This window comes from Kribbella sancticallisti (assembly GCF_039530625.1).
Taxonomy (GTDB): domain Bacteria; phylum Actinomycetota; class Actinomycetes; order Propionibacteriales; family Kribbellaceae; genus Kribbella; species Kribbella sancticallisti.
Genome location: NZ_BAAAOS010000005.1, coordinates 172,178 through 196,302, shown reverse-complemented (window position 1 = coordinate 196,302; position 24,125 = coordinate 172,178). Strand labels below are relative to the sequence as shown.

The 24,125-nt window shown below is 68.4% G+C and carries 22 protein-coding genes; 6 read left to right on the top strand and 16 right to left on the bottom strand.

Going from position 1 to position 24,125, the window contains the following annotated elements:
* Positions 1-58: 58 nt before the first annotated feature.
* On the top strand, positions 59-1,216 hold the full coding sequence (locus ABD255_RS01985) for an epoxide hydrolase family protein (protein WP_344209073.1): 1,158 nt from the start codon (positions 59-61) through the stop codon (positions 1,214-1,216).
* A gap of 8 nt (positions 1,217-1,224) precedes the next feature.
* Here the strand turns inward: ABD255_RS01985 and ABD255_RS01980 are convergent, their stop codons facing one another.
* Both ABD255_RS01980 and ABD255_RS01975 read right to left on the bottom strand, forming a co-directional pair.
* On the bottom strand, positions 1,225-1,920 hold the full coding sequence (locus ABD255_RS01980) for an anti-sigma factor family protein (protein ID WP_344209071.1): 696 nt from the start codon (positions 1,918-1,920) through the stop codon (positions 1,225-1,227).
* Positions 1,917-2,432: a sigma-70 family RNA polymerase sigma factor gene (locus ABD255_RS01975; protein WP_344209069.1), complete on the bottom strand. Its 516-nt coding sequence runs from the start codon at positions 2,430-2,432 to the stop codon at positions 1,917-1,919. Before ABD255_RS01975 ends, ABD255_RS01980 begins: the two co-directional genes overlap by 4 nt.
* A gap of 282 nt (positions 2,433-2,714) precedes the next feature.
* On the opposite strand from ABD255_RS01975, the gene ABD255_RS01970 reads away from it, so the two are divergent.
* Positions 2,715-3,110 (top strand): COG4315 family predicted lipoprotein, encoded by a 396-nt coding sequence (locus tag ABD255_RS01970; RefSeq protein WP_344209067.1) that lies wholly within the window; start codon positions 2,715-2,717, stop codon positions 3,108-3,110.
* Positions 3,111-3,206: 96 nt separating this feature from the next.
* On the opposite strand, the gene ABD255_RS01965 is transcribed toward ABD255_RS01970, so the two are convergent.
* The gene (locus ABD255_RS01965) at positions 3,207-4,571 is read right to left on the bottom strand and encodes a S8 family peptidase (protein ID WP_344209065.1); all 1,365 of its coding nucleotides are present in this window, start codon (positions 4,569-4,571) and stop codon (positions 3,207-3,209) included.
* A 190-nt stretch (positions 4,572-4,761) separates the two neighbouring features.
* On the bottom strand, positions 4,762-5,091 hold the full coding sequence (locus tag ABD255_RS01960) for a cupin domain-containing protein (protein ID WP_344209063.1): 330 nt from the start codon (positions 5,089-5,091) through the stop codon (positions 4,762-4,764).
* A gap of 181 nt (positions 5,092-5,272) precedes the next feature.
* Between ABD255_RS01960 and ABD255_RS01955 the strand changes: the two genes are divergently transcribed.
* The gene (locus tag ABD255_RS01955; protein ID WP_344209061.1) at positions 5,273-5,872 is read left to right on the top strand and encodes a hypothetical protein; all 600 of its coding nucleotides are present in this window, start codon (positions 5,273-5,275) and stop codon (positions 5,870-5,872) included.
* A gap of 170 nt (positions 5,873-6,042) precedes the next feature.
* A complete protein-coding gene (locus ABD255_RS01950; RefSeq protein WP_344209059.1) occupies positions 6,043-6,525 on the top strand; it encodes a DUF1579 family protein in 483 nt (160 codons plus the stop codon).
* Here the strand turns inward: ABD255_RS01950 and ABD255_RS01945 are convergent.
* The 11 genes from ABD255_RS01945 to ABD255_RS01900 form a co-directional block, all read right to left on the bottom strand.
* A complete protein-coding gene (locus ABD255_RS01945; RefSeq protein WP_344209057.1) occupies positions 6,509-9,226 on the bottom strand; it encodes an ATP-binding protein in 2,718 nt (905 codons plus the stop codon). The two genes, ABD255_RS01950 and ABD255_RS01945, sit on opposite strands and share 17 nt — an antisense overlap.
* 208 nt (positions 9,227-9,434) lie before the next feature.
* Entirely contained in the window at positions 9,435-11,939 is a 2,505-nt protein-coding gene (locus ABD255_RS01940; RefSeq protein WP_344209055.1) for a X2-like carbohydrate binding domain-containing protein, read from the bottom strand.
* Between the two features lie 243 nt (positions 11,940-12,182).
* The gene (locus ABD255_RS01935) at positions 12,183-13,001 is read right to left on the bottom strand and encodes a pentapeptide repeat-containing protein (protein WP_344209053.1); all 819 of its coding nucleotides are present in this window, start codon (positions 12,999-13,001) and stop codon (positions 12,183-12,185) included.
* Positions 13,002-13,014: 13 nt separating this feature from the next.
* Positions 13,015-13,830, bottom strand: coding sequence for a tetratricopeptide repeat protein (locus ABD255_RS01930; RefSeq protein ID WP_344209076.1), 816 nt, complete (start codon positions 13,828-13,830; stop codon positions 13,015-13,017).
* Between the two features lie 183 nt (positions 13,831-14,013).
* On the bottom strand, positions 14,014-14,229 hold the full coding sequence (locus tag ABD255_RS43600) for a CGNR zinc finger domain-containing protein (RefSeq protein ID WP_425554359.1): 216 nt from the start codon (positions 14,227-14,229) through the stop codon (positions 14,014-14,016).
* Positions 14,230-14,237: 8 nt separating this feature from the next.
* Positions 14,238-15,137 (bottom strand): alpha/beta fold hydrolase, encoded by a 900-nt coding sequence (locus ABD255_RS01925; RefSeq protein WP_344209051.1) that lies wholly within the window; start codon positions 15,135-15,137, stop codon positions 14,238-14,240.
* Between the two features lie 135 nt (positions 15,138-15,272).
* Positions 15,273-16,895, bottom strand: coding sequence for a LuxR C-terminal-related transcriptional regulator (locus ABD255_RS01920; protein WP_344209049.1), 1,623 nt, complete (start codon positions 16,893-16,895; stop codon positions 15,273-15,275).
* Positions 16,896-17,343: 448 nt separating this feature from the next.
* Positions 17,344-17,610 (bottom strand): hypothetical protein, encoded by a 267-nt coding sequence (locus tag ABD255_RS01915; protein ID WP_344209047.1) that lies wholly within the window; start codon positions 17,608-17,610, stop codon positions 17,344-17,346.
* 6 nt (positions 17,611-17,616) lie between these two features.
* The gene (locus tag ABD255_RS01910) at positions 17,617-19,119 is read right to left on the bottom strand and encodes an FAD-binding oxidoreductase (RefSeq protein ID WP_344209045.1); all 1,503 of its coding nucleotides are present in this window, start codon (positions 19,117-19,119) and stop codon (positions 17,617-17,619) included.
* Complete coding sequence (locus tag ABD255_RS01905) at positions 19,116-20,330, bottom strand: (Fe-S)-binding protein (protein ID WP_344209043.1); 1,215 nt, start codon at positions 20,328-20,330, stop codon at positions 19,116-19,118. Before ABD255_RS01905 ends, ABD255_RS01910 begins: the two co-directional genes overlap by 4 nt.
* 237 nt (positions 20,331-20,567) lie before the next feature.
* Positions 20,568-21,620: an LLM class flavin-dependent oxidoreductase gene (locus ABD255_RS01900; RefSeq protein ID WP_344209041.1), complete on the bottom strand. Its 1,053-nt coding sequence runs from the start codon at positions 21,618-21,620 to the stop codon at positions 20,568-20,570.
* Between the two features lie 198 nt (positions 21,621-21,818).
* Between ABD255_RS01900 and ABD255_RS01895 the strand changes: the two genes are divergently transcribed.
* Positions 21,819-23,255: a gamma-aminobutyraldehyde dehydrogenase gene (locus ABD255_RS01895; protein ID WP_344209039.1), complete on the top strand. Its 1,437-nt coding sequence runs from the start codon at positions 21,819-21,821 to the stop codon at positions 23,253-23,255.
* A gap of 61 nt (positions 23,256-23,316) precedes the next feature.
* On the opposite strand, the gene ABD255_RS01890 is transcribed toward ABD255_RS01895, so the two are convergent.
* Positions 23,317-23,745 carry an SRPBCC family protein gene (locus tag ABD255_RS01890; protein WP_344209037.1) on the bottom strand — a complete coding sequence of 143 codons (429 nt, stop codon included), beginning with the start codon at positions 23,743-23,745 and terminating at the stop codon, positions 23,317-23,319.
* A gap of 62 nt (positions 23,746-23,807) precedes the next feature.
* Here ABD255_RS01890 and ABD255_RS01885 point away from each other — a divergent pair, with 62 nt between their 5' ends.
* Positions 23,808-24,122 (top strand): metalloregulator ArsR/SmtB family transcription factor, encoded by a 315-nt coding sequence (locus tag ABD255_RS01885; protein ID WP_344209036.1) that lies wholly within the window; start codon positions 23,808-23,810, stop codon positions 24,120-24,122.
* Positions 24,123-24,125 lie beyond the last annotated feature (3 nt).

Here is a 24,125-nt window from a genome sequence, read left to right as displayed (position 1 = left end):
AACCCAACCAGCGGCACGACAACCAACCTCGCACCAGCCGCTTGACATAGGAGAAACCATGAACAACGACACCGAGTTCCGCCCCTTCCGCATCGATATTCCGCAGGCCGATATCGACGATCTCCGGTCTCGACTCACCCGCACCCGCTGGGCCGCCGAGCTCCCCGGGTCCGGCTGGGAGCGCGGCGTCCCCGCGTCGTACCTGAAGGAACTCGCGGACTACTGGGCAACCTCGTACGACTGGCGCAAGCATGAGGCCGAGCTGAACAGCTACCCGCAGTTCGTCACCAGCATCGACGGTGAGGACATCCACTTCCTGCACGTCCGCTCGACCGTCGAGAGCGCGACACCCCTGCTGCTCGTGCACGGCTGGCCGGGCTCGGCTGTCGAGTTCCTCGACCTTGTCGGCCCGCTGACCGACCCGGTTGCCCACGGCGGTGACGAGGCCGACGCCTTCCACCTGGTCATCCCGGCCCATCCCGGCCACGGCTTCTCCGGCCCGATCTCACGGACCGGCTGGAACGACAAGCGCACCGCCGCCGCGTTCGCCGTACTGATGGAACGGCTCGGCTACGACCGGTACGCCGCACAAGGTGGCGACGTGGGGGCCTTCATCCTGCCCGCGCTCGGACGGCTCGCACCCGACCAGGTGATCGGGATCCACCTGAATGCCCATGTCACGTTCCCGACCGGCGATCCCGAGGACATGGCCGCACTCACCGAGTCCGAACGAGGGCGACTCGCCGCGTTCAAAGACTACCAGGACGACAAGTCCGGCTACATGCAGGTCCAAGGAACCCGGCCACTCACGGTCTCGTACGGCCTGATCGACTCCCCGATCGCACAGCTGGCCTGGATCACCGAGAAGTTCAAGGACTGGACAGATCCGAAAGCCGAACTCCCCCACGACGCAGTCGATCGCGACCGCCTGCTGACGAACATCAGCATCTACTGGTTCACCGGTACCGCGCTGTCGTCGGCCAACTCGTACTACGAACGGTTCCACGACGCGGCCGCCTGGGCGCCCAAGGAGCGCTCGACGGTGCCGACCGCGGTCGCGGTCTTCCCCACCGACGTGGCGATCCGGCGGTTCGCCGAGAAGACCGACACCATCATGCGCTGGACCGAGTTCGACCGCGGCGGCCACTTCGCCGCCATGGAGGCACCCGACCTACTGGTCGACGACGTCCGCGAATTCTTCAGCTCACTGAGGTAGGGCCCGTCTCATCGGCTTGACGCTGTCAGTGAGGTGAGGACTGTGCCGGTCGCGGTGACCACGTCGATGCGGTCGATGTCCGGCAAAGCGATGGACGTGCTGGCCGGCACCTCGGCGGCGTAGACGTAGTTGGTCGTCCACCAACCGGTCGTCTCTGATTCGCCGCTCCGGGCGTGCACGACCAACTTGCACAGCTGTCCGGGTTCGAGATCCTTCATCCGCAACTGGATGCCAGTGCCCCACGACTCGTTGCTGAGCCTCGCGGTGGTGTCGATTCCCCCGACGCCGTCCGTCGCCGACCAACTGACACCTGCCTGCTCTGGCGGCGCTGAGTCAGTGACCAGTTCGCGACCGACCAGGACGCCTGAGAGCGCCACGAAGACGACCGCAGCGGCGGCGATCAGCGTACGTCTGCGAGAGGAAGTCCGCGGCTTGCCCAGGGCAGACTGGCCAACGGTGGCGGGGATGTCGGCTGAGTCAGGCACACCAGCCGCCAGAGCAAGAAGGGGCTCGTCCTCGAACGCTGTGGAGGTGACCTCTTCGAGCGTCAGCGTATGAAGGAGCCCTGGCAGGTTCGCGAACCGGTGCAGGGCGTCGCGGCAGGTCGCACAGTCGCGGAGATGTCCCTCGAGATCGAGCCGCTCGCCGGCGGCCAGCGCACCGAGCACGTAGGCGCCGACCGCGATCGTCTCCGGACACCTCATGAGCCCGTCACTCCTCGCTCCTCCAGCGCCGCGCGCAGAGCGTGCAGCGCGTAGTAACTCCGGGACTTCACAGTGCCCGGCGGAATCCCGAGTACCTCGGCGGCTTCCGAGACGGTCCGCCGGCGGTAGAACAGTTCGATGATCACCTGCCGGTGGTCGTGGCTCAGTCCCTGCAGGACGTCCATCACCTGCCAGGCCAGCATCACGTGGCCGATCTCGTCATCGGTCGTCTCGATCTCCTGCCCGGCGAGCGGCACCTCGCTCACCCGTGCGGTCCGTCGGCGATGTCCTGAGATGACCAGATTCCTCGCCACGGTGAACAACCACCGTCCGGCCCGCTCGGGCTCGAGTACGGCCGGATCGCGCCAGGCTCGCATCATGGTCTCCTGAACGATGTCCTCGGCGTACTGGTAGTCGCCGCCCACCGAGCGCAGGACGTAGCCGAACAGCGGCCGTCTGTACCGGTCATACAGGGCGCGGACGATCGTCTCCTTGTCGGGCGCCTCCTCCACACCAGACAGATACGCAAACCAGCCGCGAACGGTTCAATTGCCGTCTCGATTGAACCGTCGCGCGACCAGCGGCGTACTCACCGCAGTACGGGCCGTACCTCGACGGCCGGACTGAGGAAGAGGAATCCCGAGATGAAGCTGATGCCATCGCGATCCGGAAAGTGCTGGGTGACCATGGCCATCGGGGCGCTGGTTTCCGTTAGCGCGTTGGCGGGGTGTGGCAACCGCAACGACGGATCGGACGCCGCGACAGGCGACGCAGGAGGTACCGGTTCTGTAGCGGTGAAGAACGTCGACGGTGTGGGCATGGCCCTGGTGGACTCCGCCGGCAAGACGCTGTACTTCGCCGATCAGGAAGCCGACGGATCGATCCATTGCACCGCGGCCTGCCTGGACTTCTGGTTCCCGGCTGGTGCGGAAGGTGCGGCCGGCGGAGCCGTCGCGGGTCTGTCCACCGTGCATCGCCCGGACAACGGCCAGGACCAACTCACCTTCCAGGGCAAACCGCTCTATACGTTCAAGCTCGACACCGGACCGGGCCAGCACGAAGGCAACAACCTCGAAGACACCTTCGGCGGCACGAAGTTCACCTGGCGCGCTGCAACAACGAGCGCAACCGAGCCTGGCCAGCCCACCACCAGCGATCCCCAGCCAACCGACGGAGGCTACGGCTACTGACTCACCGTCGTGCTGTCGTACTGGAACAGCGTGGCGAAGTAGAGCGCGGCGGATCAGTGGATCGTTCCCGACGGCACCGTCCTTCTCGACGAAGGCTTACGAGGTTGCGGCGTTGTAGGCGTTGACCAGGCCGGCTCCGAAGAAGGAGTTGCGGTTCGGGCTGCCGTAGCAGCGTTGGCGGTCGTCGGCTTCGTCGATGGGCTGCCAGTTCGCCGGGCAGGCCAGCGGCGTGGCGGTGCGCTCGAGTGCTGCCGCGACAGCACCTGGCGACCAGCCGGGGTGCTGCTCGATGATCAGCGCGGCGACTCCGGTCGCGTGCGGTGCTGACATCGACGTTCCGTTGAGGAAGCCGTACCGCTGCCCTTGGTCAACGACGGTGATACCAGGAAGAGCCGGCTCGAGTGGGTCGAACGCGTCCCACAACAGCGACGGCGTGTTCGGCAGCGCACCCAGTACGGCGTCCTGCACCGTGCCGGTGGCCGAGAAGTAGTCGCCCCCCGGCGCGGTGACGTCCACGACGCCCATGCCGACCGACGAGTAGTCGGCGATGTTCATGTCGTACCCCGGGTAACCGACCGGCCCAGTCGCGGACACGGTCACGACGCCAGGCAACTCAGCCGGTGCGACCCTGCAGTTGTTGCGGACCTGCCGCGTCACCGCGGAGTCCGGCGGGTAGTCGGGGCTGATGTCGTCGATCGTCGGGTGCTGAAGGTCGTCAGCCTGGTTGCCGGCCGATGCCACCAGCAGTACGCCGCGTTGCTGGGCGTACCGAGCCGCCGACTTCAACTGCTCGAGCATGGCCCGTTGTTCGGCCTCGTTCTGGCAGTAGTAGAGGTACGGATCCGCGAACAGGCTCATGTTGACGACATCGAGCCGCTGGTCACCGGCGTACCGCAGCGCCGCCGCGACCGCGTCGACGAAGCAGTACCCCTCGGCCGTGCACGCCTTGAGCGCGACCAGGGTGGCCTCCGGAGCGACCCCGGCGATCCCGATCCCGTTGATCGGGGCCGCGATCTCCGACGCCACGTGCGTTCCGTGGCCGTAGAAGTCCCGCAATGCGGCCTTGTTCGTGCAACTGGTGGCGAACTCGGCCGGCAGCGCGGTCGGCGTACCCGGCCTGATGAACGAGCAGGACGCGGCCAGGTCGAGGTTCGGCGCGATGTCGGCGTGGGTCGCGTCGATCCCGCTGTCGATGACGCCGACCCGGACGCCTTCACCGGTGCCGATCGCCCGGGTCGACGCGTCAGCGTCGATGATCGCCATGTCCCACTGACAGACGGCGAGCGGTTCCGCGCTCGGTGCCGCGTAGACGTCACCGAACAGGTCCTCGCAGATCGCCGTCAGCTCTCCCGGTGTAGCGGCGGTGACTCTGGACGACGTCGCCGAGGCCGTGGACACCACTCCCCCCAGACACAATGCGGCCGCCGAGATCATCACCAAACCTGCGCTACGAATCTTCATTGCGCCCCTCCCCTTCCGAACCGTTGGGCCGATTCGGACGCTACGCCGCGGGACCGGGTGCCGGAAGAGTGAGCGGCTTACCGCCGAGCCTTTGCTTTGAGCAATCATGTCTGCCGGATCGTGCGCGTCACCCCCCGGGGCGACTGCGTTCCGAACTGCAGGTCGTCGGCGCCGCGGCCACCCTGGCCGTTCAGTGCAGGGCGACCGTCAGCAGCAGGACGGATGGCTCTCGAGCTTCGAGGTCGTGGCGCTGCGGCGGCACCGCGACCAGGTCACCGGGTCCGAGCTCGACCTGTGACTCGCCGGCACGGAGCAGGACTCGCCCCTCCAGACAGAGCACCGACGCGTCACCGGGACTCTTGTGCTCGCCCATCACCTGACCGGCCCCCAGCGCGACAAGCGTCTGCCGCAGGCGCGCACCCGACCTGCCGTACACCGTGACTGAGCTACGCCCACTCCCGGCCGTGGTGGCCTTGGCAAGCAGGTCCGCGCCAAGCGCGTTCATCGATGCGACAGCCATCTGCTGATGGTCGCACGGGGACTCCGCCCCCTGGTAGACCGGTTCGGTGGCGGCGCCCCCAGTACTGCGGCCACCGGCAACTCGTGGTCCCACGTCATGCCCCAGAGCCACCAGGTCACCACCGGACGTGATTTTGCGTCAGCGAAGAGTAATCATGGAGGTACTTAGGGATGTGAGGGTTGTGGCAACGGATTTGCGGCCCGGTATCAGGGCCGGTCTCGGGCTCGGCGGGCTCGCGCTCGTCGTTGTCGGGGTACTCCTCGCTTTCCGCGGCGCCAGCGATCTCACCGCCCTCGGATCGTTGCTCGTGGGCGCGGTCGTGGCTGTCACCGCCGCCAGCGGGCGGTTGCCCCAGGAGGTCGGGCTGCAACGCGTCACCTTCGGCGCGGAGGACCGCAGCGCCCAGGCCTACCGGGAGGCCCTGTACGACGCAGTACGGCAAGCACTCCCCGAGATCGATCCACCCAGCCGGGACAAGGACTGGCATCCGCGACGGCCGACGTACTGGGTGGACGAACTCCAACTCCGGGTCGTCATCCGGTGGGCCCCCGATCGGTCGGTCCACCTTGATGTCTCGACGGTCGAGTCAGACCTTTCCGGGACCCGCGCGGCTGTTGCCGTGCTGCTCATCACCAACGTGGATGAGATCGACGACCTCAAGGCCGCCGCCCGGTCGACGGGTGAACGGGCTGCCGTTGTCCGTTGGCGGTCGACCGAGGACAACACCACCCTCCGGCGCACCGTCCGCGGCCTCGGCGCACCGGACGGCCAATCGTCCTGACGCCTGTCACCTACGCGGCCTTCATCCCGCGCCCCGGGCCACCGGAGCACGTGGTCGGCACGTAGTGAACACGTGGTCGCCACCGATGCCCGTTCGCCCTCCTGAGCCGCAAGCTAAGGGCACCAAGAACGACGGAGACGCCCTCACAGGCACGATGGAAGGAAACGACTATGTCCGAGAACACCGAGTTCGAGATGCCGACCCCGGATGCCGCCCTGAGGCAACTGGACTTCCTGGTGGGTTCCTGGAAGCTGAAGGGCTCCACCATCGAGGGGCCGATGGGGCCGGCCACCGAGATCCTCGGTGAGGAGACCTTCGAGTGGATGGAGGGCGGCTTCTTCCTCGTCCACCGCTGGTCGAGTTCCTTCGAGGTCGCCGGGACGGAGGTGCTCGACGCCGGGTACGAGATGTTCGACTACGACCCCGCGACCGGCCGGTTCCGCACGCACTTCTTCAACAGTCTCGGCCCCTACGACGACACGAGCAGCAAATACCACGGCGGCTTCACCGGGGACGCCCTGGTGGTCACCGGCCCTGCCCGGATCACCCGTACGCCGAACGCCGACGGCACCGTCACGGTCGACTCGGACGTGCCGATCGGCGAGAACACCTGGGCGCCGATGATGACCTACACCCTCACCAAGACCGGCTGACATCTTCCGGTAGGACCTTGGGGTGGAGAAGGAGAAGGGTACGGGCGTGCTCGAAGCGGGCGCCCAGGCGTTCCCAGCCTTGGAGGGAGGCCTCCAGGGCTGCGGAGTCGCCGGACAGGCGCCAGTTGATGCGTTCCAGGCAGGCGCCGGCCCAGTCATTCTCCTCCGCGTCGGCCTCCAGTTCGGGCAGGCGCTTCTCGGCCCCGGGGAGTCCGGCCATGACGGCGAGTTCGACGGCGGCGGCGTGGGCGTACGGCTCGTGGCGCGCGCCGGGAACGTACCGGAACGCACGTTCCAGAAGATCGGCCGCGTCGGCGAGGTTGCCGGTGTGGACGGCGATCCGGGCGTCCACGAAACAGGCGAGCGGCGTCAGCTGGGTCTGGAACGGGTTGGGGATGCCGGAGACCGCGTCGACGCGGCCGCGCCACCGCGCGGACAGTTCGCGGTCGCCGAGCAGCCCGTAGGCCAGCGAGGTGAAGTGGACCGCAGCCGGCATCCCGAACGCGGGCGGGCTTCCGGAGCGCTGCCAGCTGTCCCACATCGTGACGGCGTACCGCAGTGCCTCCTGGAAATCCCCGGTGAGCACCAGCGCCGGGATCACCTTGGCAGGCGACAGGTAGGGGTGCCGGCCGAGCAGGTCATCGGCGAGCAGCCGGTGCGCGGCGGCGATCGCGGCCGGCAGGTCGCCAGCGGCGACCGCGTCGGCGCACGCCCCGCCGTACACGTCGTCGATCTCCGGGGCCGGGTACGGATCGCCGGCGTCCATGCGCGGCAGCAGGGCGAGCCGTTCGCCGCTGAGCCGGTGCGCCTCGCGCAGCCGGCCGGACGTAGCGGCCGCGGTCCGCAGCGCGTCCAGGGCACCGCTGATCAGTACCGGGTCGGCGGTGGCCCGCGCCGCTTCGACGGCCCGCACGCCGAGCACCGGATCGGGAGCGAGCTTGCGCGGGCCCGCGTTCCACGCCGCCGCGCAGGCCAGATGGGCGGCGACGGCGGGATCGGCGGGGTCGCCCACGCCTGCCGCCTTCTGGAGCAGGTCGTTGAGCTGCTCGTGCGGTATCTCCGTACGGAACGTCGCCGGGAACCGGCCGGCCAGCTCGGCGGCCCGGGCCAGCGCGATCGCCTGGGCGTTGCCGTCCCCGGCGGCATCCGACGCCGCGGCCGATTTCAGCCGCAGCTCGAACGCTCGGCCGGTGTCGTGCATGACCTGCGCGCAATCCGCCGCACCGCCCCAGGCCTCGGCCGCGTCCGTCGCCGTGAGGGCGTGCCCGGCGGCACGCTCGTAGTGGCCCTGGGATTCCCGCAGGAACCGGCGCGTGTAGGCCAGGCGGCTGAGCGAACGCGCCAGCCGGTACGCGACGGGGTCCGGACCGGCGGGCGTCGCGGCCAGCGCCGCCCGCAGTTCGGCAGCGACGGTGTCGAAATCCTCGCTCGATCCGCCCCGGGGGTCCTCCAGTGCCGCCGCGGTCGCCGCGGCCCAGGCCAGGTGCCGGTGCCCGACCTCGGCCCGTTCACCGCTGAGGTCGAGCTGCTCGGCGGCGCAGGCACGGATCGTCGCCAGCATCTGCCACCGGCTCACCGGCCCGCGCCGATGCATCACCAGGCTCTTGTCCACGAGCCGGCCGAGGACGTCGGCGCCCGCCGCCGGATCGACGTCGCAGACCGCCGACACGGCCGCCAGGTCGAACGAGCCGGTGAAGGCCGCCAGCCGGCGCCACAGCGCCCGTTCTTCCTCGTCCAGCAGGTCATGGCTCCAGCCGATCACCCCGCGCAGCGAACGATGCCGTACGGCGGGGCCGCGGCCGCCGGCCAGCAGGCGTAGATAGTCGCCCAGCGCCGTGAGCAGGCCGGACGCCCCGAGCGAGGCGCTGCGGGCGGCCGCGAGCTCGATCGCCAGCGGCAGCCCGTCGAGGCGCGCGCACAGATCCGCCACCACCGCCGGATCGGCCACGTACGCCGGATCGGCGGCCAGCGCACGGTCGGTGAAGAGCCGCTCGGCGTCGGAGTCCAGCGGAAGCGGCCCGACGTGCAGGACCTGTTCGCCCGGAAGGCCCAGCCGTTCGCGGCTGGTAGCCAGAATCGTGGAGCCGGGGCAGGCCGACAGGATCCGCTCGGCGAAGCCCGCGGCCGCGTCCAGCAGGTGCTCGCAGTTGTCCAGGATCAGCAGCGACCGGCCTCGGGCGAGCCGTTCGGCGATGGTGTCTTCCAGCGGCTGTTGCGGCTGTTCCGAAACGCCCAGCGCCTCGGCCGCCGCCTGGGCGACGAACTCGGCGCCGACGGGAGCCAGATCGACGAACGCCCCGCCCATGGGGAACAGGGGACCGACCTCGTCACACACGACCATCGCCAGCCGCGTCTTGCCGACACCGCCGGGACCCAGCAGCGTCACCAGCCGTCCGTCCCGCAACGCGACCAGAACGGCGTCGCGCTCCCCTGCGCGCCCGATGAACGAGGTCCGCGCCCGCGGCAATCCGGCCAGCCGTCCCAGCGGGGGCGGGACGCCCGCACCGACCGTTTCGGCGAGATCGGCCAGCGCGCTCCGGCCCGCCACCCCGTACTTGCGCAACAGCGACGAAACATGGCCCTCGACCGTCCGCACCGACACCTGCAGGCGACGGGCCATCTGGGCGTTCGAGAGCCGAAGCCCCAGAAGTGCCAGCACTTCGGCCTCACGCGCGGACACTTCGACGGAATGCTCCCCCACCGCCCAATCATGACCGACTTTCACCATTTGTGGCCGGATAGCGGCACCGCATGTCGTGAGCCGGCACGTGCGCCGCCGGTGACGAGGCAGCTCAGCCTCGCGCACTGCGCGGCCGTACTCCGGACCTCCGACGACGCCTGGGACGTCGCACCGCCGCTGGGTGATCTGAAACCTTCGACGGGTTCCAGATCACCCAACGCCGCCACCGTCAGTGCAATCTGGCGATCGTGTACCGGATCACGTCGCTTCGCAGTACGTCACCTGAGACCTTCACGATGCGCAGAGTGTGCTGCCCATCCTTCAGGCCGGGATGGGTGAACACCTGCCGCGTCGTGACGCGCGTCTGGTTGAACAGGTTCACCCGGTCGATGAGCTTGCCGTCGATGTAGATGTCGGCTTCGCCCTGATCCGGACCCAGCGCCGTGACCCAGTCGACGCCGGTACCCCGGAAGGCGAACTCGATCGCCGCACCGTTGGCAGTCGCGGCGTGCACGTCGTCGCGGTAGTCACCGCGGAAGCGGAAGTCCAGCTTCGTCGTACCGGTCGGCTGAGCCGCGAGGTACTCCTTCTTGATCGTCACGACCCGGCCGTCGACGGTGTAGTCGTTGCCCTTGACAAGGTCCGTGCCACCGTTCGCTATCGCGACCAGCTCGCCGGGGTCACGCCCGATCTCGGTGCTGACATCGGCCTGAGCGGACGGCGACTTGTCGAAGGCTGCCGTGCCCGGGTTCAGCAGGCTCTCCTGCCGCACGACCAGCTTGTCGACCAGCATGAACGATCCCGACTTCTTCACACCGCGGATCGTGTGGCTTCCGTTCGGCAGGTCCGAGATGCTGTACACCGTCTGCTGCGCGGCGCGTGCTTCGGAGTGGGTGTTGACGGTCTCCTTGAACGCACCGTCGACGTAGATGTCGACCTCACCCTGCGAGCTGTCGGTCTCCGTCACGTAGTCGACACCGGTTCCGACGAAGGTGTGCGTGAAGGCGTCGCCGTTGGTCTCCGTGTACTGCACGTCGTCCTGATAGTCACCGAATCCACGGCCCGTACTCCGGCTCCACGAACCCGTGTAGACGATCTGTGGGTCGTCGTTGTTCAGCTCGACTGTCCGTACGCCGGTGGCAGCGGCCTTGCCGGCCGGTTCGGCCCCCGAATCCGTCACCGCGACCGTCAGCGGCTCCGACACCGCCGGGACCTCACGGTTGCCGTTGCGCTGCCAGACGCCGTCGTAGGAGACCCGCAGATCGTCGTCGTTGACGCGGATCACCGAGTCCTTCTGCGGCGTGACCTTGAACAGGCGGACACCATGCGGGGGCACAGTCGCCGCGGTGTAGCCGGACGCGAACTTCCCCAACTCCTTCTTCGCCCACAGGTCGCGCACTGTCGCCGAGCCGTCCAGACCGAGGTCCGCCCAGTTCGCTGTCATGTCGGCCTCGGTGGTCCCGAGGTTGAACAGCGCGACGGTGTACGAGCTGTCCGCGTTGAGCGAGTACCACACCTGCCGGTTGGTCTTGGTCGACACCGGTTGCGCGGGACGCCCGGCCTGGTTGACCGCGATCACCTCGCGGTTCGTGAGCAGTTCCAGGCCGTACGAATCGAGCTTGGTCATGTCGTTGCCGATGTAGAACGGAGCGGCGGAGACCGCCCACAGCGTCGCCGCCGTACGCCGTTCGTCCTTGGTCAGCCCGTCCATCGTGCCGTTGCCGGCATTCAGCGAGTCGAGGTCGTTCCAACCGCCCGGTCCACCATGGCGCCACCAGTCCGCCACCTTGGGGAAGAGCCGCGAGATGTTCGGCCAGGCCGTGAGTGCCTCACCCGGGCAGTAGCACTCGACATCCCAGTCGACCCGCCAGCCGTTCGCCCACTGCTTCCAGTAGTCCGCGTAGTTGATGTCGAGAGCCCAGGAGAGTTCGAGCCAGATGTTGTGCCGAGCGAGAGCCTGCGACCATCCCTTGACCTCGTCGCGTGCATCGAGCGACAGATCGTTCTTGCCGGAGCCCGGCGTCACGCTGTCGAACTTCAGGAAGTCGACGCCCCAGGAGGCCAGCAGATCGACGATCGAGTCGATGTACCCCTGGGCACACGGCTTCGTCATGTCGATGCGGTACCCGAAGCCCCAGTAATCCCCCTGCTGCAACGGTTGCTTGGCCAGGTCCCCCGTCGTACACCCTGGGTGGCCGTAAACGGGAAGGTTGGCGTCCAGCACCGCCTTGGAGATTCCCGGGATGCTGTAGAGCCCGACCTTCTGGCCGTTCGCGTGGATGTGGTTGATCACCGCCTGCAGGCCGTTCGGGTACAGCTTCTTACTCGGTACGGGCCGGCCGTACTCGTCGATGCCGCCGTTCCAGGCCGCGTCGATGTTGATGTATTCGTACCCGTACGGCTGGAGTTTCTTGTGCATCGCATCCGACTGGGCCATGATCTGGGCCGCTGAGATCCAGTTGCCGCCGTCGTTCGAGTACACCTGCATGCTGTAACTGCTCCAGCCCATGTAGGGCTTCCGCGCCGCCTCCCCCGCCGGCCCCAACGACGGACCCGCCGCCGCTGTGACGCTCGCCGGGCTGCTGATGCTCGCGGCGCTGGGGGCGCTCGCCGTCGTGGTGACTCCGCGCGGCCCCGGCCGCGGTCCACTCGCACCGGGTACGGCGGAAGACGTCGCGGCCGCGCTCGCCGGGAGCAGCGCGCCGACGGCGACGAGAGCGACTATGCCTCGCATCGCCCTGTTTCGAAGGGATCTGGTCATGAGCGGCGACCTCTCTGATGATCTGACAGCCGAGATCCCTGGTGCGCGCGGTCTTCGACACACGGCTGCCAGGAACTCGGATCCGATAGGATATTGGAACACTTACTTAACTCTGTCAAGATTTGGATGTTCCGCAGTTCCGTACCGGCCGGCTGTGGGCACGTCGGAGGTGAGCCGGGCGTCGATGGAGATCACCCGAGGTGCGAATGGTCGACGCTAGGACCAGTGCGACGGGCGGATCAGCCGCGGCGGAAGCGTCGTACCGGCGTCGCCGCGGGCCGCGTTGATCTGCATCTGGGTCAGGAAGATGCTCCGCGCGAGATTGGCGCCGCGCAGGTCGGTATCCCGGAGATCGGCACCGATGAGGTCGGCGGCTGTGAGATCGGCCTGACGCAGGTCGGCGGCGGTCAGGTAGGCGCTCCGCAGGTCCGCACCACGCAGGTCGGCGCCGTGGAGGTCTGCGCCGATGAGGTCCGCGCCGCGGCGGTTCATCGGTGTGGGCGAGACGCCGGCACGGACGAGCTCACTGGTCCGTAGCAGCAAGCCGTTGACATAGGAGCGGTGGGCGGACACGTCGAGCTCCGCGAGCGACTCCGGGCTGCCGAGGGCCAGGCGTTCGGTACCGTCGAGCGCCCGCCTGAGCTCGCTGTGCAGCGGGCGTGCCAACTCCAGCGCCTCGGTCAGGTACCAAAGCAGCTCGTGCAGCAGCCGCAGCACCGAGAACACCTCGAACATCTGCGCGCCCGAGTCCGCCACCTGCCGCCAGTCGCGGCCGCCGAAGGTCACCTGAGTAACCTTCTGGCCGGCCCCGAAGCAGTCGTACACAGTGCAGCCGGGGAAGCCACCGTCCCGCAGCCTCGCGTGGATGCCGCAGCGGAAGTCGCGCTTCAGGTTCGGGCAGGGTTCACCGGCCGGCTTGTCGATGGCGAAGTCGGCCGACGCGGTCATCGTCAGCGCCACACAGCACAGCCCTGCGCACTGCGCGCAGTCGGCGCGCAGGTCCAGGCGTCGTACGGGCTGGTGGGTCGTGGACATCTCGCTATCGAGGCTAGGGCGTTCGGCGGCAAGTCGCATCAGTCGCGCCGGGCGGGTCTTCGTGTCCGCGCAGCTGCATCGTCACCTCTCGCGCGAACGAAGCAGCCGTTGGATGCCCGGAGTCGATGGCGAGTTGATAGGCATCCTCCGCCCCGGCGAGGTCGCCCTGATCCTCACGGAGCACGCCGAGGTTGAAGGCCGCCTTCGGGGCCATGTCGGCGTGCCCGGAGTCGATCGCGAACTGGAAGGCCCTCTCCGCCCCGGCGAAGTTTGCCCGACCGTGGCAGAGGACGCCGAGGTTGACCCCCGCCTGCGGAGCCAGGTCGGCGTGCCCGGAGTCGATCGCCACCTGGTAGGCCCACTCTGCTCCCGCGCAGTCACCCCGGCCCTCACGAAGCACCCCGAGGTTGACCGCCGCCTTCGGGGCCTGATCGGCGTGCCCCGAGGCGATCGCCAGCCCATAGGCCCGCTCAGCCCCGAACTGATCGTCACGAAGCACCCCGAGGTTGACTGCCGCCATCGGAGCCATATCGGCATGCCCGGAGTCGATCGCCAACTGGAGCGCCCGCTCTGCCCCGGCAAAGTCACCCCGGCCTTCACGAAGCACCCCGAGGTTGACCGCCGCCTTCGGGGCCTGGTCGGCGTGCCCGGAGACGATCGCCAACTGGTAGGCCCGTTCCGCTCCAGCGAAGTCGCCCCGATCCTCACGGAGCACCCCGAGGTTGAACGCCGCCCGCGGTGCTCGCTCGGCGTGCCCGGAGTCGATCACCAACTGCAGGGCGCGCTCCACCCCGGCGACATCACCCCCGCCATGCCCGCCCGACTTCATCACGGCAGCCCCCTACCCCGGCGCACGCGCTTCGCGCCGGTCTACCCACGATACAGAACATCGCCCGGAAAAGACCGTGCTCGCAAACCCTCAGACAATGAGGTTGATGTTGCCAATGACAACAACTCGGTCACTGGTACGGAGTGACGGGGAGAGTTCTTCCGGTGGAGTCATCCGGCCGCGTCAGGGGTGTGAGGAGCGGTAGCGGGCGGCCTTGGCCTGGTTTCCGCAGATTTGCATGCTGCACCAGCGCCGGTACAAGCCTGATCCCGCGAATGTCGAGGGCTGAGCACGCGCCCTTCCGCGGTGAGCGGAGTACCGGAGCCGTCGGCAGCACTTGACCGTTGACACGCCGGCCGGCAACGACCGGGTTGCCACCGGCAGGGTCGCGCCGGGCATCGTCACGCTCAGCATCGTCTTGATCGAGCTTCGCACCACTCGCCGACCGCCGCGGCCGTCTCGGCAGGCTTCAGCAGCGGGAAGTAGTGACCGGCGGCGGCGATGTCGACTGAAGTGGTCATGGGCAGCCACTCCTGCAGGATGTCACGGCTCTCGGTGAAGTGGGGCGGGCTGTCGGCACCGCCGATCCACGTGATCGGAGTCGTGATCTCCCGAATCGTTGCCGGCTCGGCCATGGTGACCCAGGCGTCCATCGCGGGCCCGTCGATCTGGAGGAAGGTGGCGAGATCCGCGGCCGCGAGCTCCCCGGCACCCTTTGGCAGGGCAGACTCGACGACCGTCCTCGCGCCCTCGACGCTCGAGGTGACCTCGTAGAACATCGCGACAGCGCCGGACCTGTCGCCGCTCGCGTACTTCTCCGCCATGGCCGGAGCGACGACCTCAGTGAAGCCCTTCAAGCCCTGCTGCGACTCCTCGGTCTTCAGATGGGCTCCGAGGACGAGTTCCAGCAAGAGGGCCGACAGCAGCCGATCGGGCGCGCGGCCCGCCAACTCCAGGGCGATGTAGGCGCCGAAGGAGTGCCCGGCCACATGCGCGTTCTCGATCCCGAGCGCGTCGAGGATGGCGACGACGTCCGCTGCCTGCCCGGGGATGTCGGTGGCCTCGGCCGGCAGCCCGCGACCGCCGTGCCCGCGCCGGCCGAAGTGGATCGCCTGGTAGTCGCCTCGCTTGGCGAGCTCGTCGGCCAGTGGCACGAGGAAGTCGCGCATCATCCCGCCGTGGACGAACACGACCGGTGTGCCCTCGCCGAAGACCCACACGTCGAGTTCGTCGCCGTCGGAGACCTTGACCCTGGCCGTTGGGGCCGGCATGACCCGCTGGGTCACGGTGTCGCTGATGTTGCTCATCACGTCGCTCCCTGGGTTGGTGCGCGCTCCTGCAGCGTGCGTCCGACCCCCGACGCTAGACAGCGCGATGGCCCTGCCTCATCGAAGCGATTGACCAACCTTGGCGGCGGCACTACGCGGTTGTGCGTAGCCGCCTCAACGAGACGTCGACAGCCCGTGGTCGATCGCGTAGCGAGCCGCCTGCGTACGAGAGGTGGTGCCGATCTTGTGGAAGATGTTCGTCAGGTGCCGGGCGACCGTGCGGTCGCTGATATGGAGCGCCTCGCCGATCTCCCGGTTGGAGCGTCCGTCGGCGACCAGGGCGAGCACCTCGCACTCGCGCCCGGTGAGCCCGTCCGGCGCTTGCGGTGCTGGACGGTGTACGCCGAGTCGCTCGTACGCCGCCTCTGCCTGCGCGCGCTCCGCGGCCGCAGACGTCTCGTCACCGAGCGCCCGGTAGGCCTCGGCGAGGCGGACACAGGTGCCGGCAGCGTCGTACGCGGCGCCCAACTCGTGCCACCGCCGACATGCGTCCCGCAGCACCGGCAGAGCCTCCGCGGCGCGGCCTTCCGCGAGCAGCACCGCCCCGTGCGCGGCGCATGCCATCGTCTCCAGGCCCGAAGTGGCGTACGTCGCCGCCGTCGCCGCCAGTTCGGACGCGGCGTCCGCCGCTTCGTCCAGTCGTCCCGCGGCGATCGTGATCTCGACCGCCGCCGCGCAGATCGGCGCCCTCCGCCGCGAGTCGTTGCCGGCGGCCACCAGCGCCGAGCGCACCGACGTCGCGGCGCCCACGACGTCGCCGTGCCGGAGCCGCAGCAGCGCCCGTCCCGGTTGCGGGTCGCGCCCCCGCGCGTGGGCCTCGTCGTACGCCTCGGCGGCGCTCGAGGCCCCACGCAGCCGGCGTACCTCGGCAACGACGTACCAGGCCTCCGCGGCGTAGTCGACGCGGTGGGCGTCGAGCCCCTTGGCGACTTCGAGCGCCCGTCGTTCTGCCTCGTCCCACTCGCCGCGGAGCAGGTGCAGTTGCGCCCGGTGCACGCCGCACAGGGCGTCGAACACCACCGCTGCGGGAAAGGAGGCCAGCCACCGCTCGGTGAGCTCGGTCCAGCGGACCATCCGGCGGAGGTCAGCGACCGCATGACAGGTCGCGATGGTGTGGCAGTAGAGGCCGCCGGTCACGAACGAGTGACGGCGCGTGACACGGCTGTCCGTGACGGTGGCCATCGCCTCGTCGATCAGCGCCAGCCCGTCGACCACCTGACCCGACCTGACCAGGGCGCGGCCTTCACCGTGGAGGCCGGCAGCCACCAGGTCGGGCTCGTCACAGCGGCGGCCGATGTCCCGCACCCGACGCGCCGCGTCCAGCGCGGCCGCCGGCTGGCGGTCGGCCATGAGCTTCGACTCCACCTCGGTGAAGTGGGCGACGTAGCCGTGCATCGGGCACTCCGGCATCCCTTCCATCAGGCGTCCCGCGCGGCCGAGCCAGCCCATACCCTGCGGTTCGTCCCCTCGGGCCAAGTGGAAGATGCCGACCATCAAGGCAGCCCAGGCGGCATCGGCCGGTCGCCCGTCGGCCTGGAAGACATCGCACGCAGCAGCGCCGAGCCGCAGCGTGTCGTCGATGCGGCCGAGCCACCACGCAGCATCGGAGTACGCCGCGAGGTCGTCGGCGCTCAACCGCTCGCTCGGGACCGCATCGAAGCGTGCCGCAGCGGTGGGCCAGTCTTGGGCCGCGCAGGCCTGCCGCGCCTGGATGAGGGTGTCTGTGTGCTCGTCCACCTGTACTCCTCGACACTTGCATGCTAGCGAGCCCCACGGCTGGCTGGCCGGGGGATCGTGACCGACACTGAGGTGAGTGGGCATTCCGCGCCGGGGAGGGCGGCTGGATGGCAGGGCGGCGCAAGGCTCTGATCGTCGCTAACGACGTCTATGAACACGAGGGGCTCGGGCGGCTTCGCGCACCGACGGCGGATGCGCAGGCTCTGGCCGGCGTTCTCGGTGACCCCGGAATCGGTGCCTTCGACGTGCGGGTCGTCCGCAACGAGTCGGTGCACGTCATCCAGGGGGCGGATCGAGGATCTGTTCCCGCACAGCCGGCCCGACGACGTGTTGCTTCTGCACTTCTCCGAGTTCGTCCTGCACGACGCCACCGACGGACGCGATGTCCAGCAGCTGAGGAGCGGCGGTCACGCGCTTGCACGGCCTGCCCGGTCTGTCAGCGCAGAGCTCAGGTCTCGGGGTCGGTGCCGTCCTCGTTGAGGCCTAGGTCTGACATGCCGAGGATCTTGTCGGCGAAGTGCTGGTGCATCCAGGCGAGGTGGTCCCAGCGGCTGTCGATTATCCGGTGGGTGTCCCAGGCCGGGAGGTCCTGTTGGTTGAAGATCGCCATCTTGTCGGGATCGACCTCGTAGACGTGGTCGAACCGCATCACCACGTCGTCGGTGATCCGCCGTGCGTCGGGTGGTTTCTGCGCGGAGAGCCGGAAGCCGAACATGACTCTTCAGTCCTCGTAAGCCTGGTCGAGAAGGTATTTTCCGGGATTCATGATGTTGTTCGGATCCAGCGTGCGCTTGATCTTCTTCATCACGTCGAAGGCCCCACCGAGTTCCTGGGGGACGTACTCCACATCGCCGGCGCGACTCGCCCCGTGGCAGGCGCTGATCGAGCCGCCGTACTTCAGCGTTACCTCGATGATCTCGCGTTTGAGGTTCAGCCAGGCCTCCCACATCTCGTCGTCGAGCTTCTGCTCCCAGATGCCGATGTCGATCTCGACGAGGTAGTCGCCCCACGGCTTGTACGCGCCATTGGTGTAGGCGAAAATGCCCCAGTCGTCGAAGACGCCGTACCGCCGGATGTAGTGGTCGGCGATCCTGTGCCATTCCTCGCGGACACGGGGCAGCACGCTGTAGTTGAGTGCCGCGTCCTCGCAGTGCCAGGACATCGGTACCACCTCGCCGGTGCGTAGCCGGCCGTGCAGCGGGATCGCGTACCGGTCGTGGCGGGCGGCCCAGTCGCCTTGGCTGACCTCGTCACCGAGGTAGCTGCCGCCGGACTCCCGCCCGATCCGCATGATCTCCCGAGCGGCCGGGACAACCTCGGCTTCGTTGCCGTACATCGCCACCGCGACGACGCTCTTCAGCCAGTCGGGCTGCTCGATGTACGCCTCGTCGTCGCGGCGCAGGTACGCGAGCTTCCACTCGTCGAAGAGCACCACCCCGGCGAGGGTCGCGAACCCCGACTTGGCCAACGCACCGGTGCTCTGCCACGCGGTCTCGTAGTCGCGGTAGCCGAAGAAGGCCGCGAACTCCACCTGCGGCCGCGGGACCAGTTCGAGGGTCGCCTCGGTGACGACGCCGAGCGTCCCCTCATGACCGATGAAGAGCGGCTTGATCGTGTACCCGGTGGATGCCTTGCGCAACTTACGCCCGCCGCCCTCGCCGACCCGGATGACGTCGCCGGTGGGAAGCACCACCTCCATCGAGCAGACGAGATCGCGGGTATGGCCGTAGCGCGCGCCGATCAGTGACCAGCCGCTCGTGCCGATGCGTCCGCCGACCATGGAGCACGGATAGCTCGCCGGGTCGTCGGGGTACATCACGCCGTACGGCTGGAGGACTTCGTTGAGCTTCTGCATGTTGATGCCGGGCTGCACGGTGACGGTGCGGTCCTCCAGGTCGATCTCGCGGATCTCGTTCATCCGCTTCACGTCCAGCAGGATCCCGCCCCGCATCGGGGTGGCTCCATCCGTCAGGCCGGTGCCGGCCGCACGCGGCACTACCGCCGTACCGGTGCGGTTGGCGAGGCGGACGATCTCGGCGACCTGCTCGGTGGTGCGGGGCAGCACCACCACGTCGGGGACGTGCTCCTGCCAGCGATGCACCGGGAACGGCGCAGGCGTCCGGGTTCGGTTCCACCGCGCCGGTTTGCCGGTCAGTACGCCGTCCTCACCGAGGATGCCGACCAGTTCGTCGTACAGGGCGTCGGAGATCGCCATCGTGGTCATGTCGTCACCGCCGTCACCTCGATACCGGCGGACTCGGCCACGAGCTCCATCAAGTCGCGGACCTCGATGTCCAGCCCCTCCCCCGCGGCGGCCAGCGGGCGCTCCGACCAAACGCAGGCGCTGACCAACAGGTCGACCTCCAGCGCGGCCGCGCGATCGAGCCGTTGCGCACTGATCGCCGCGGTGATCTCCGGACGTTCGATGCTCAGCCCGCCACCGGCACCCGAGCAGTACGACCACTGCGTCACATGGTCGACGTCGCGGAAGTCCAGTCCCGGGATCGCCCGCAGGATCTCCCGCGGCGACTTGTGGATGCCCTTGCGTTTGTTCAGCCGACAGGGGTCGTGGTACGTGGCCACGCGCTCGATCGGCACCGTCAACGACAGCGTCCCCGCCCGGATCAACTCGGCCACGAGTTCGGTGATGTGCACGATCTCGAACTCGTACTCGGCACCGAAGAATCGCGGATAGTCCTCGGTGAACGTGATGTAGTCGTGCGGATCGAGCGTGATGATCCGGCCGGCGCCGATACTGCGCCAGTCGGCCACATTGTGTACGGCGAACTCCCGCGACCGGGCCACATAGCCCATCTCCGCGGCCGGTCCGCCGCAACACCATTGCTCTTGCATGAGCCCGAACTCGACCCCGCCCTTCTGCAGAATCTGGGCCACCGCGCGCGGTAACGTCGTACGGTAGAACGCCGCTTCGCAGTCGACGAACAACACCGTCTCGCCGCCGACGCCGAGACCGAGGCCGTCCGCCCAGTTCGCGACGTTCTCCTGCGCGACCGGCACGTCGAGGACCGGCTCGTTCTTCCGATCGACGGTCGCCTCGACCCAGCGCTTCCAGTTGGGCTGCTCGATACCGGAGTCGACGGCCAGTGCCCGCATCGCCTTGACGACGTCCACGGTTCGGGTCCGGGCCCGGTAGAACTCGCCGGCCATCAGCGTGTTCGGGCAACGCAGTTCGCAGGCGCCGCACTGGGTGCAGTGGACGTAGTCCTCGGCGACGTCGGCGACGGTCAGCGCGCCCTGTTCCATCGCGACGATGTTCGCGTGGAACGCGGTCGGCGAATGGTTCTCGTTCTGGGTGACCTGCATGACCGGGCACACGTTGCGGCAGAACTTGTGACCCGAACTGAAACAGCCGTACGCCGGATCACGCCACTCCTTGACGAAATCCCGCTGCTGACCCTCGGCGTCGGTGGTCATGGGGCCTCCCGTCCTGGACTGGGGATGGGAGGGAGCCCGGTCATGGGGCCTCCCGGCCTGGACTGAGGAGTGGAGGGAGCGAAGCGACCGGAGCGACGAGGGAAGGCCGGGAGTTCCAGCCCCATGACCCGCCGAGCCGGAGGCGAGGCCAAGGGCACAGCGACGAGGGAAGGCCGGGAGTTGCAGGCCCATGACCCGCGCGCCGGAGGCGCGCAATTCAGTACCGTCATGGCGTCCTCATCCGAGTTCGGGCATCACCTTGTCGTGGATCAGCCGCAGCTGTCCCTGGACGTCGGGAACGCCCTGGATCTCCTTGCCGCTAAAGGCTTTCACCATCATCGGGTCGGTGACCGCGGCGATGATGTGGTTGACCCCGGTGGGCAGGATGTCGGTCTTCAGCTTGGCGACACACTCCTCCGGCGTACCGGCCACGGACAGGGTCGCCGCGAGCTCCGGCGACGTCAGTTCGATGGCCCGGTCGATCTGGCCCGCGCCGAGCGCGTCGATGATCGGCTGCAGGTCGTCCCGGTCGAGACCGTGCCGGGCCAGTTGGTTGGCCGGCATCGACGAGATGTAGAAGCCGACCATGATCCGCGCCGCTCGCTTGGCCGCCTCGGAGTCCTCGGCGACCGCGAAGACCACCCACGCTCCCAGGTCGAAGTCGTCCAGGCTCCGGCCGGACTTGTCCAGGCCCAGCTTGACGTGCTCGGCGACGTACTCGTAGTTCTCCCGCGAGTAGCCGAGCGCATGGTGCATCCCGTCGGCGATCTCCCCCGCGACCTCGAACGAACGCGGTCCGCCCATCGCGCCCATCTTCAGCGGGATCTTCTCCTGCACCGGGCGGGCGAAGGTGAACAGCCCGGTGTACTTGAAGAACTCGCCGTCGAAGGTGATCGCGCCTTCGTCGAGGAAGCGGCGCATCACCTCCATGCCCTCCCGCACCCGGGCCAACGGCTTCTGCGTCTTCCAGTCGATGTTGTACTGCTCCAGCAGGCCGAGGTTGCCGAAGCTGACCACCGCCTCGGCCCGTCCGCCGGACAGTTCGTCGAGCGTGGCCAGCATCTGGCAGATGTGGGTCGGCTCGCGCAGGATCACATGTGTGACATTGGGCCCGAGGCGAATGTTCTTCGTCTTGTCGGCCGCCGCGGCGAACAGCAGCCACATGTCCTTGTGCCAGGTCTCGTCGACGCTGTACGCGGCGTAGAACCCCAACTCGTCGGCGGTCTTGATCATGTCGACGCAGTCCACGAGCGGGTAGTCGGGAAGCTGGACGTAGCTGAACCGCACCATCGAATGCTCCTCTCCACACCGAGCACAAGGGGCGGCAGCAAACGGGCGGCGGACTGCATGGCTCGGACCCATTCCGAATCTTTTCACTGTAGCCAGCCGATCGTGGGTTTGTCTCTGCCTCGTTGTCACCGGCGCCCATGGACTTTCCTGGTCTTTTCCTCAACGCTGGCGATGTAGGCGAGTCATCGGAGGGACCTGATGAACGCGAAACGAACGGTCCGCAATTTCATCGACGGCGAGTTCCGCGACGCCGCCGACAGCCGCACGTCCGACCTGGTCGATCCGGTCACCGGTGAGGCGTTCGGCACCGCGCCCCTGTCCGCACCGGCCGACGTCGACACCGCGCTGCGAGCCGCGGCGAAGGCTTTCGAGACCTGGCGCGAGACAACACCGAGCGAGCGGCAGCGAGCGCTTTCCAAGCTCGCGGACGCGATGGAGGCGCGCGCGGACGAACTGGTCGCGGCCGAGTCGGAGAACACCGGCAAGCCGATCGGGCTGACCATGACCGAGGAGATCCCGCCGATGATCGACCAGCTCCGGTTCTTCGCCGGCGCCGCGCGGGTGCTCGAGGGCAGGGCTGCGGGCGAGTACCTGGCGGGACACACCTCGTTCGTCCGGCGGGAGCCGGTCGGGGTCTGCGCGCAGGTGACGCCCTGGAACTACCCCATGATGATGGCGGTCTGGAAGTTCGCGCCCGCGCTGGCGGCGGGAAACACGGTGGTGCTCAAGCCGAGCGACACCACGCCGGTGACCACGGTGCTGCTGGCCGAGATGGCCGCGGAGTTCCTCCCGCCGGGCGTGTTCAACGTGGTGTGCGGCGACCGGGACACCGGGCGAGCGCTGGTGGAGCATGAGGTGCCGCAGATGGTTTCCATCACCGGCTCGGTGCGGGCCGGCATGGAGGTGGCGCAGACCGCGGCGCGAGACCTCAAGCGGGTGCACCTGGAGCTCGGCGGGAAGGCGCCGGTGGTGGTGTTCGACGACGCCGACGTGGCGAAGGCCGCGGAGGCGATCGCGGTCGCGGGCTACTTCAACGCCGGACAGGACTGTACGGCGGCCACCCGGGTGCTGGCCGGGCCGCGGTCGTACGAGGACTTCGTCGCGGCGCTGACCGAGCAGGCGAACAACACGAAGACCGGCATGCCCGACGATGAGGACGTGCTGTACGGCCCGCTGAACAACCCCGACCAGCTGGACCGGGTGAGCGGCTTCGTGCAACGGCTGCCCGATCATGCCCAGCTGCACACCGGCGGCACGCGGGTGAGCGAGCGCGGGTTCTTCTACGCACCCACGGTGGTGTCGGGGCTGCGCCAGGACGACGAGGCCAGCCAGCAGGAGATCTTCGGCCCGGTCATCACCGTGCAACAGTTCAGCGACGAGGACGAGGCGGTGCGGTGGGCCAACAGCGTGCAGTACGGCCTGGCGTCCTCGGTCTGGACCCGTGACCACGGCCGGGCCATGCGGACCGCGAAACGGCTGGACTTCGGCTGTGTCTGGATCAACTGCCACATCCCGCTGGTCGCGGAGATGCCGCACGGCGGCTTCAAGCACTCCGGCTACGGCAAGGACCTGTCGATGTACGGACTGGAGGACTACACCCGGGTCAAGCACGTGATGACCAACATCGAGGCATGACCGCGTTGTCCCAGGATCGACTTCGGCTCGGGGATCACCGTCAACCGCCGCCGGCGGTGGATCAGTCCTTCCGGTAGAGCGGCGTGCCGCGGCCGGTTTCGACGTACTGCTTGAGGCTGGTCATCAGCTGGCCCCAGGTCATCGCGGCGCCGGGGAACGGTCCGTCATCGCTCGCCCAGCCGTCGTGGCCGAAGTGCACCTGGGTGCCACCGTCGGTCGGGGTCAGAGTCCAGGTGATCGTCGTGCCGGACCAGTGCGGCGGGAAGTCCCCGACCGATGTCCACCGCACCAGCTTGTCGTCGACCCCGTCGACCCGAAGCTCGAACGGCTTGGGCGCGACCGGGAAACCGACTCTCATGATCGACCCCTCACCGCCGGCGAAGTCGACGTCCCCGGTCCACCAGCCGGCGATTCCTTCCGCGCTGTCCAGAGCCCGCACCACCGCGGCCGCCGGTGCCTCGATCTCCAGTTCGAACACGATCCGGGCCATGCTGATCACCTTCCTCAAGCGTTAGCGAATGCTTACGTAAGAGGATGCTAACCTAGATCGCGATGGACGAACAGATCCGGGCCCTGGCCGACGCGCACCGACGCCGCATCCTTGAACTGGTGCGGGATCGGGAGCTCGCCGCGGGCGAGATCGCGGCGTACTTCGAGGTGACGCGGCCGGCGATCTCCCAGCACCTGACCGTGCTCAAACAGGCGGGCCTGGTGGACGAACGCCGGGCGGGAACGCGGCGGCTGTACCGGACCCGCCCGGACGGCTTGCTCGGGCTCAAAGAATTCGTCGATCGGCTGTGGAGTACCGGCTTGAGCCGGCTGAAGGACGCGGCCGAGGCCGAGGCCACCGACCCCGAGAAGGACTGATCC

Excerpts from the sequence above, each read along its gene's own strand:
- ABD255_RS01900 (WP_344209041.1), bottom strand. The coding sequence starts at position 21,620 with ATGGTGCGGTTCAGCTACGTCCAGCTTCCCGACTACCCGCTCGTGGAC.
- ABD255_RS01985 (WP_344209073.1), top strand. The coding sequence starts at position 59 with ATGAACAACGACACCGAGTTCCGCCCCTTCCGCATCGATATTCCGCAG.
- ABD255_RS01890 (WP_344209037.1), bottom strand. The coding sequence starts at position 23,745 with ATGGCCCGGATCGTGTTCGAACTGGAGATCGAGGCACCGGCGGCCGCG.
- ABD255_RS01930 (WP_344209076.1), bottom strand. The coding sequence starts at position 13,830 with ATGAAGTCGGGCGGGCATGGCGGGGGTGATGTCGCCGGGGTGGAGCGC.
- ABD255_RS01935 (WP_344209053.1), bottom strand. The coding sequence starts at position 13,001 with ATGTCCACGACCCACCAGCCCGTACGACGCCTGGACCTGCGCGCCGAC.
- ABD255_RS01910 (WP_344209045.1), bottom strand. The coding sequence starts at position 19,119 with ATGACCACGATGGCGATCTCCGACGCCCTGTACGACGAACTGGTCGGC.
- ABD255_RS01980 (WP_344209071.1), bottom strand. The coding sequence starts at position 1,920 with ATGAGGTGTCCGGAGACGATCGCGGTCGGCGCCTACGTGCTCGGTGCG.
- ABD255_RS01905 (WP_344209043.1), bottom strand. The coding sequence starts at position 20,330 with ATGACCACCGACGCCGAGGGTCAGCAGCGGGATTTCGTCAAGGAGTGG.
- ABD255_RS01925 (WP_344209051.1), bottom strand. The coding sequence starts at position 15,137 with ATGAGCAACATCAGCGACACCGTGACCCAGCGGGTCATGCCGGCCCCA.
- ABD255_RS01885 (WP_344209036.1), top strand. The coding sequence starts at position 23,808 with ATGGACGAACAGATCCGGGCCCTGGCCGACGCGCACCGACGCCGCATC.
- ABD255_RS01960 (WP_344209063.1), bottom strand. The coding sequence starts at position 5,091 with ATGGCTGTCGCATCGATGAACGCGCTTGGCGCGGACCTGCTTGCCAAG.
- ABD255_RS01915 (WP_344209047.1), bottom strand. The coding sequence starts at position 17,610 with ATGTTCGGCTTCCGGCTCTCCGCGCAGAAACCACCCGACGCACGGCGG.
- ABD255_RS01950 (WP_344209059.1), top strand. The coding sequence starts at position 6,043 with ATGTCCGAGAACACCGAGTTCGAGATGCCGACCCCGGATGCCGCCCTG.
- ABD255_RS43600 (WP_425554359.1), bottom strand. The coding sequence starts at position 14,229 with ATGCCCGGCGCGACCCTGCCGGTGGCAACCCGGTCGTTGCCGGCCGGC.
- ABD255_RS01965 (WP_344209065.1), bottom strand. The coding sequence starts at position 4,571 with ATGAAGATTCGTAGCGCAGGTTTGGTGATGATCTCGGCGGCCGCATTG.
- ABD255_RS01940 (WP_344209055.1), bottom strand. The coding sequence starts at position 11,939 with ATGCGAGGCATAGTCGCTCTCGTCGCCGTCGGCGCGCTGCTCCCGGCG.
- ABD255_RS01895 (WP_344209039.1), top strand. The coding sequence starts at position 21,819 with ATGAACGCGAAACGAACGGTCCGCAATTTCATCGACGGCGAGTTCCGC.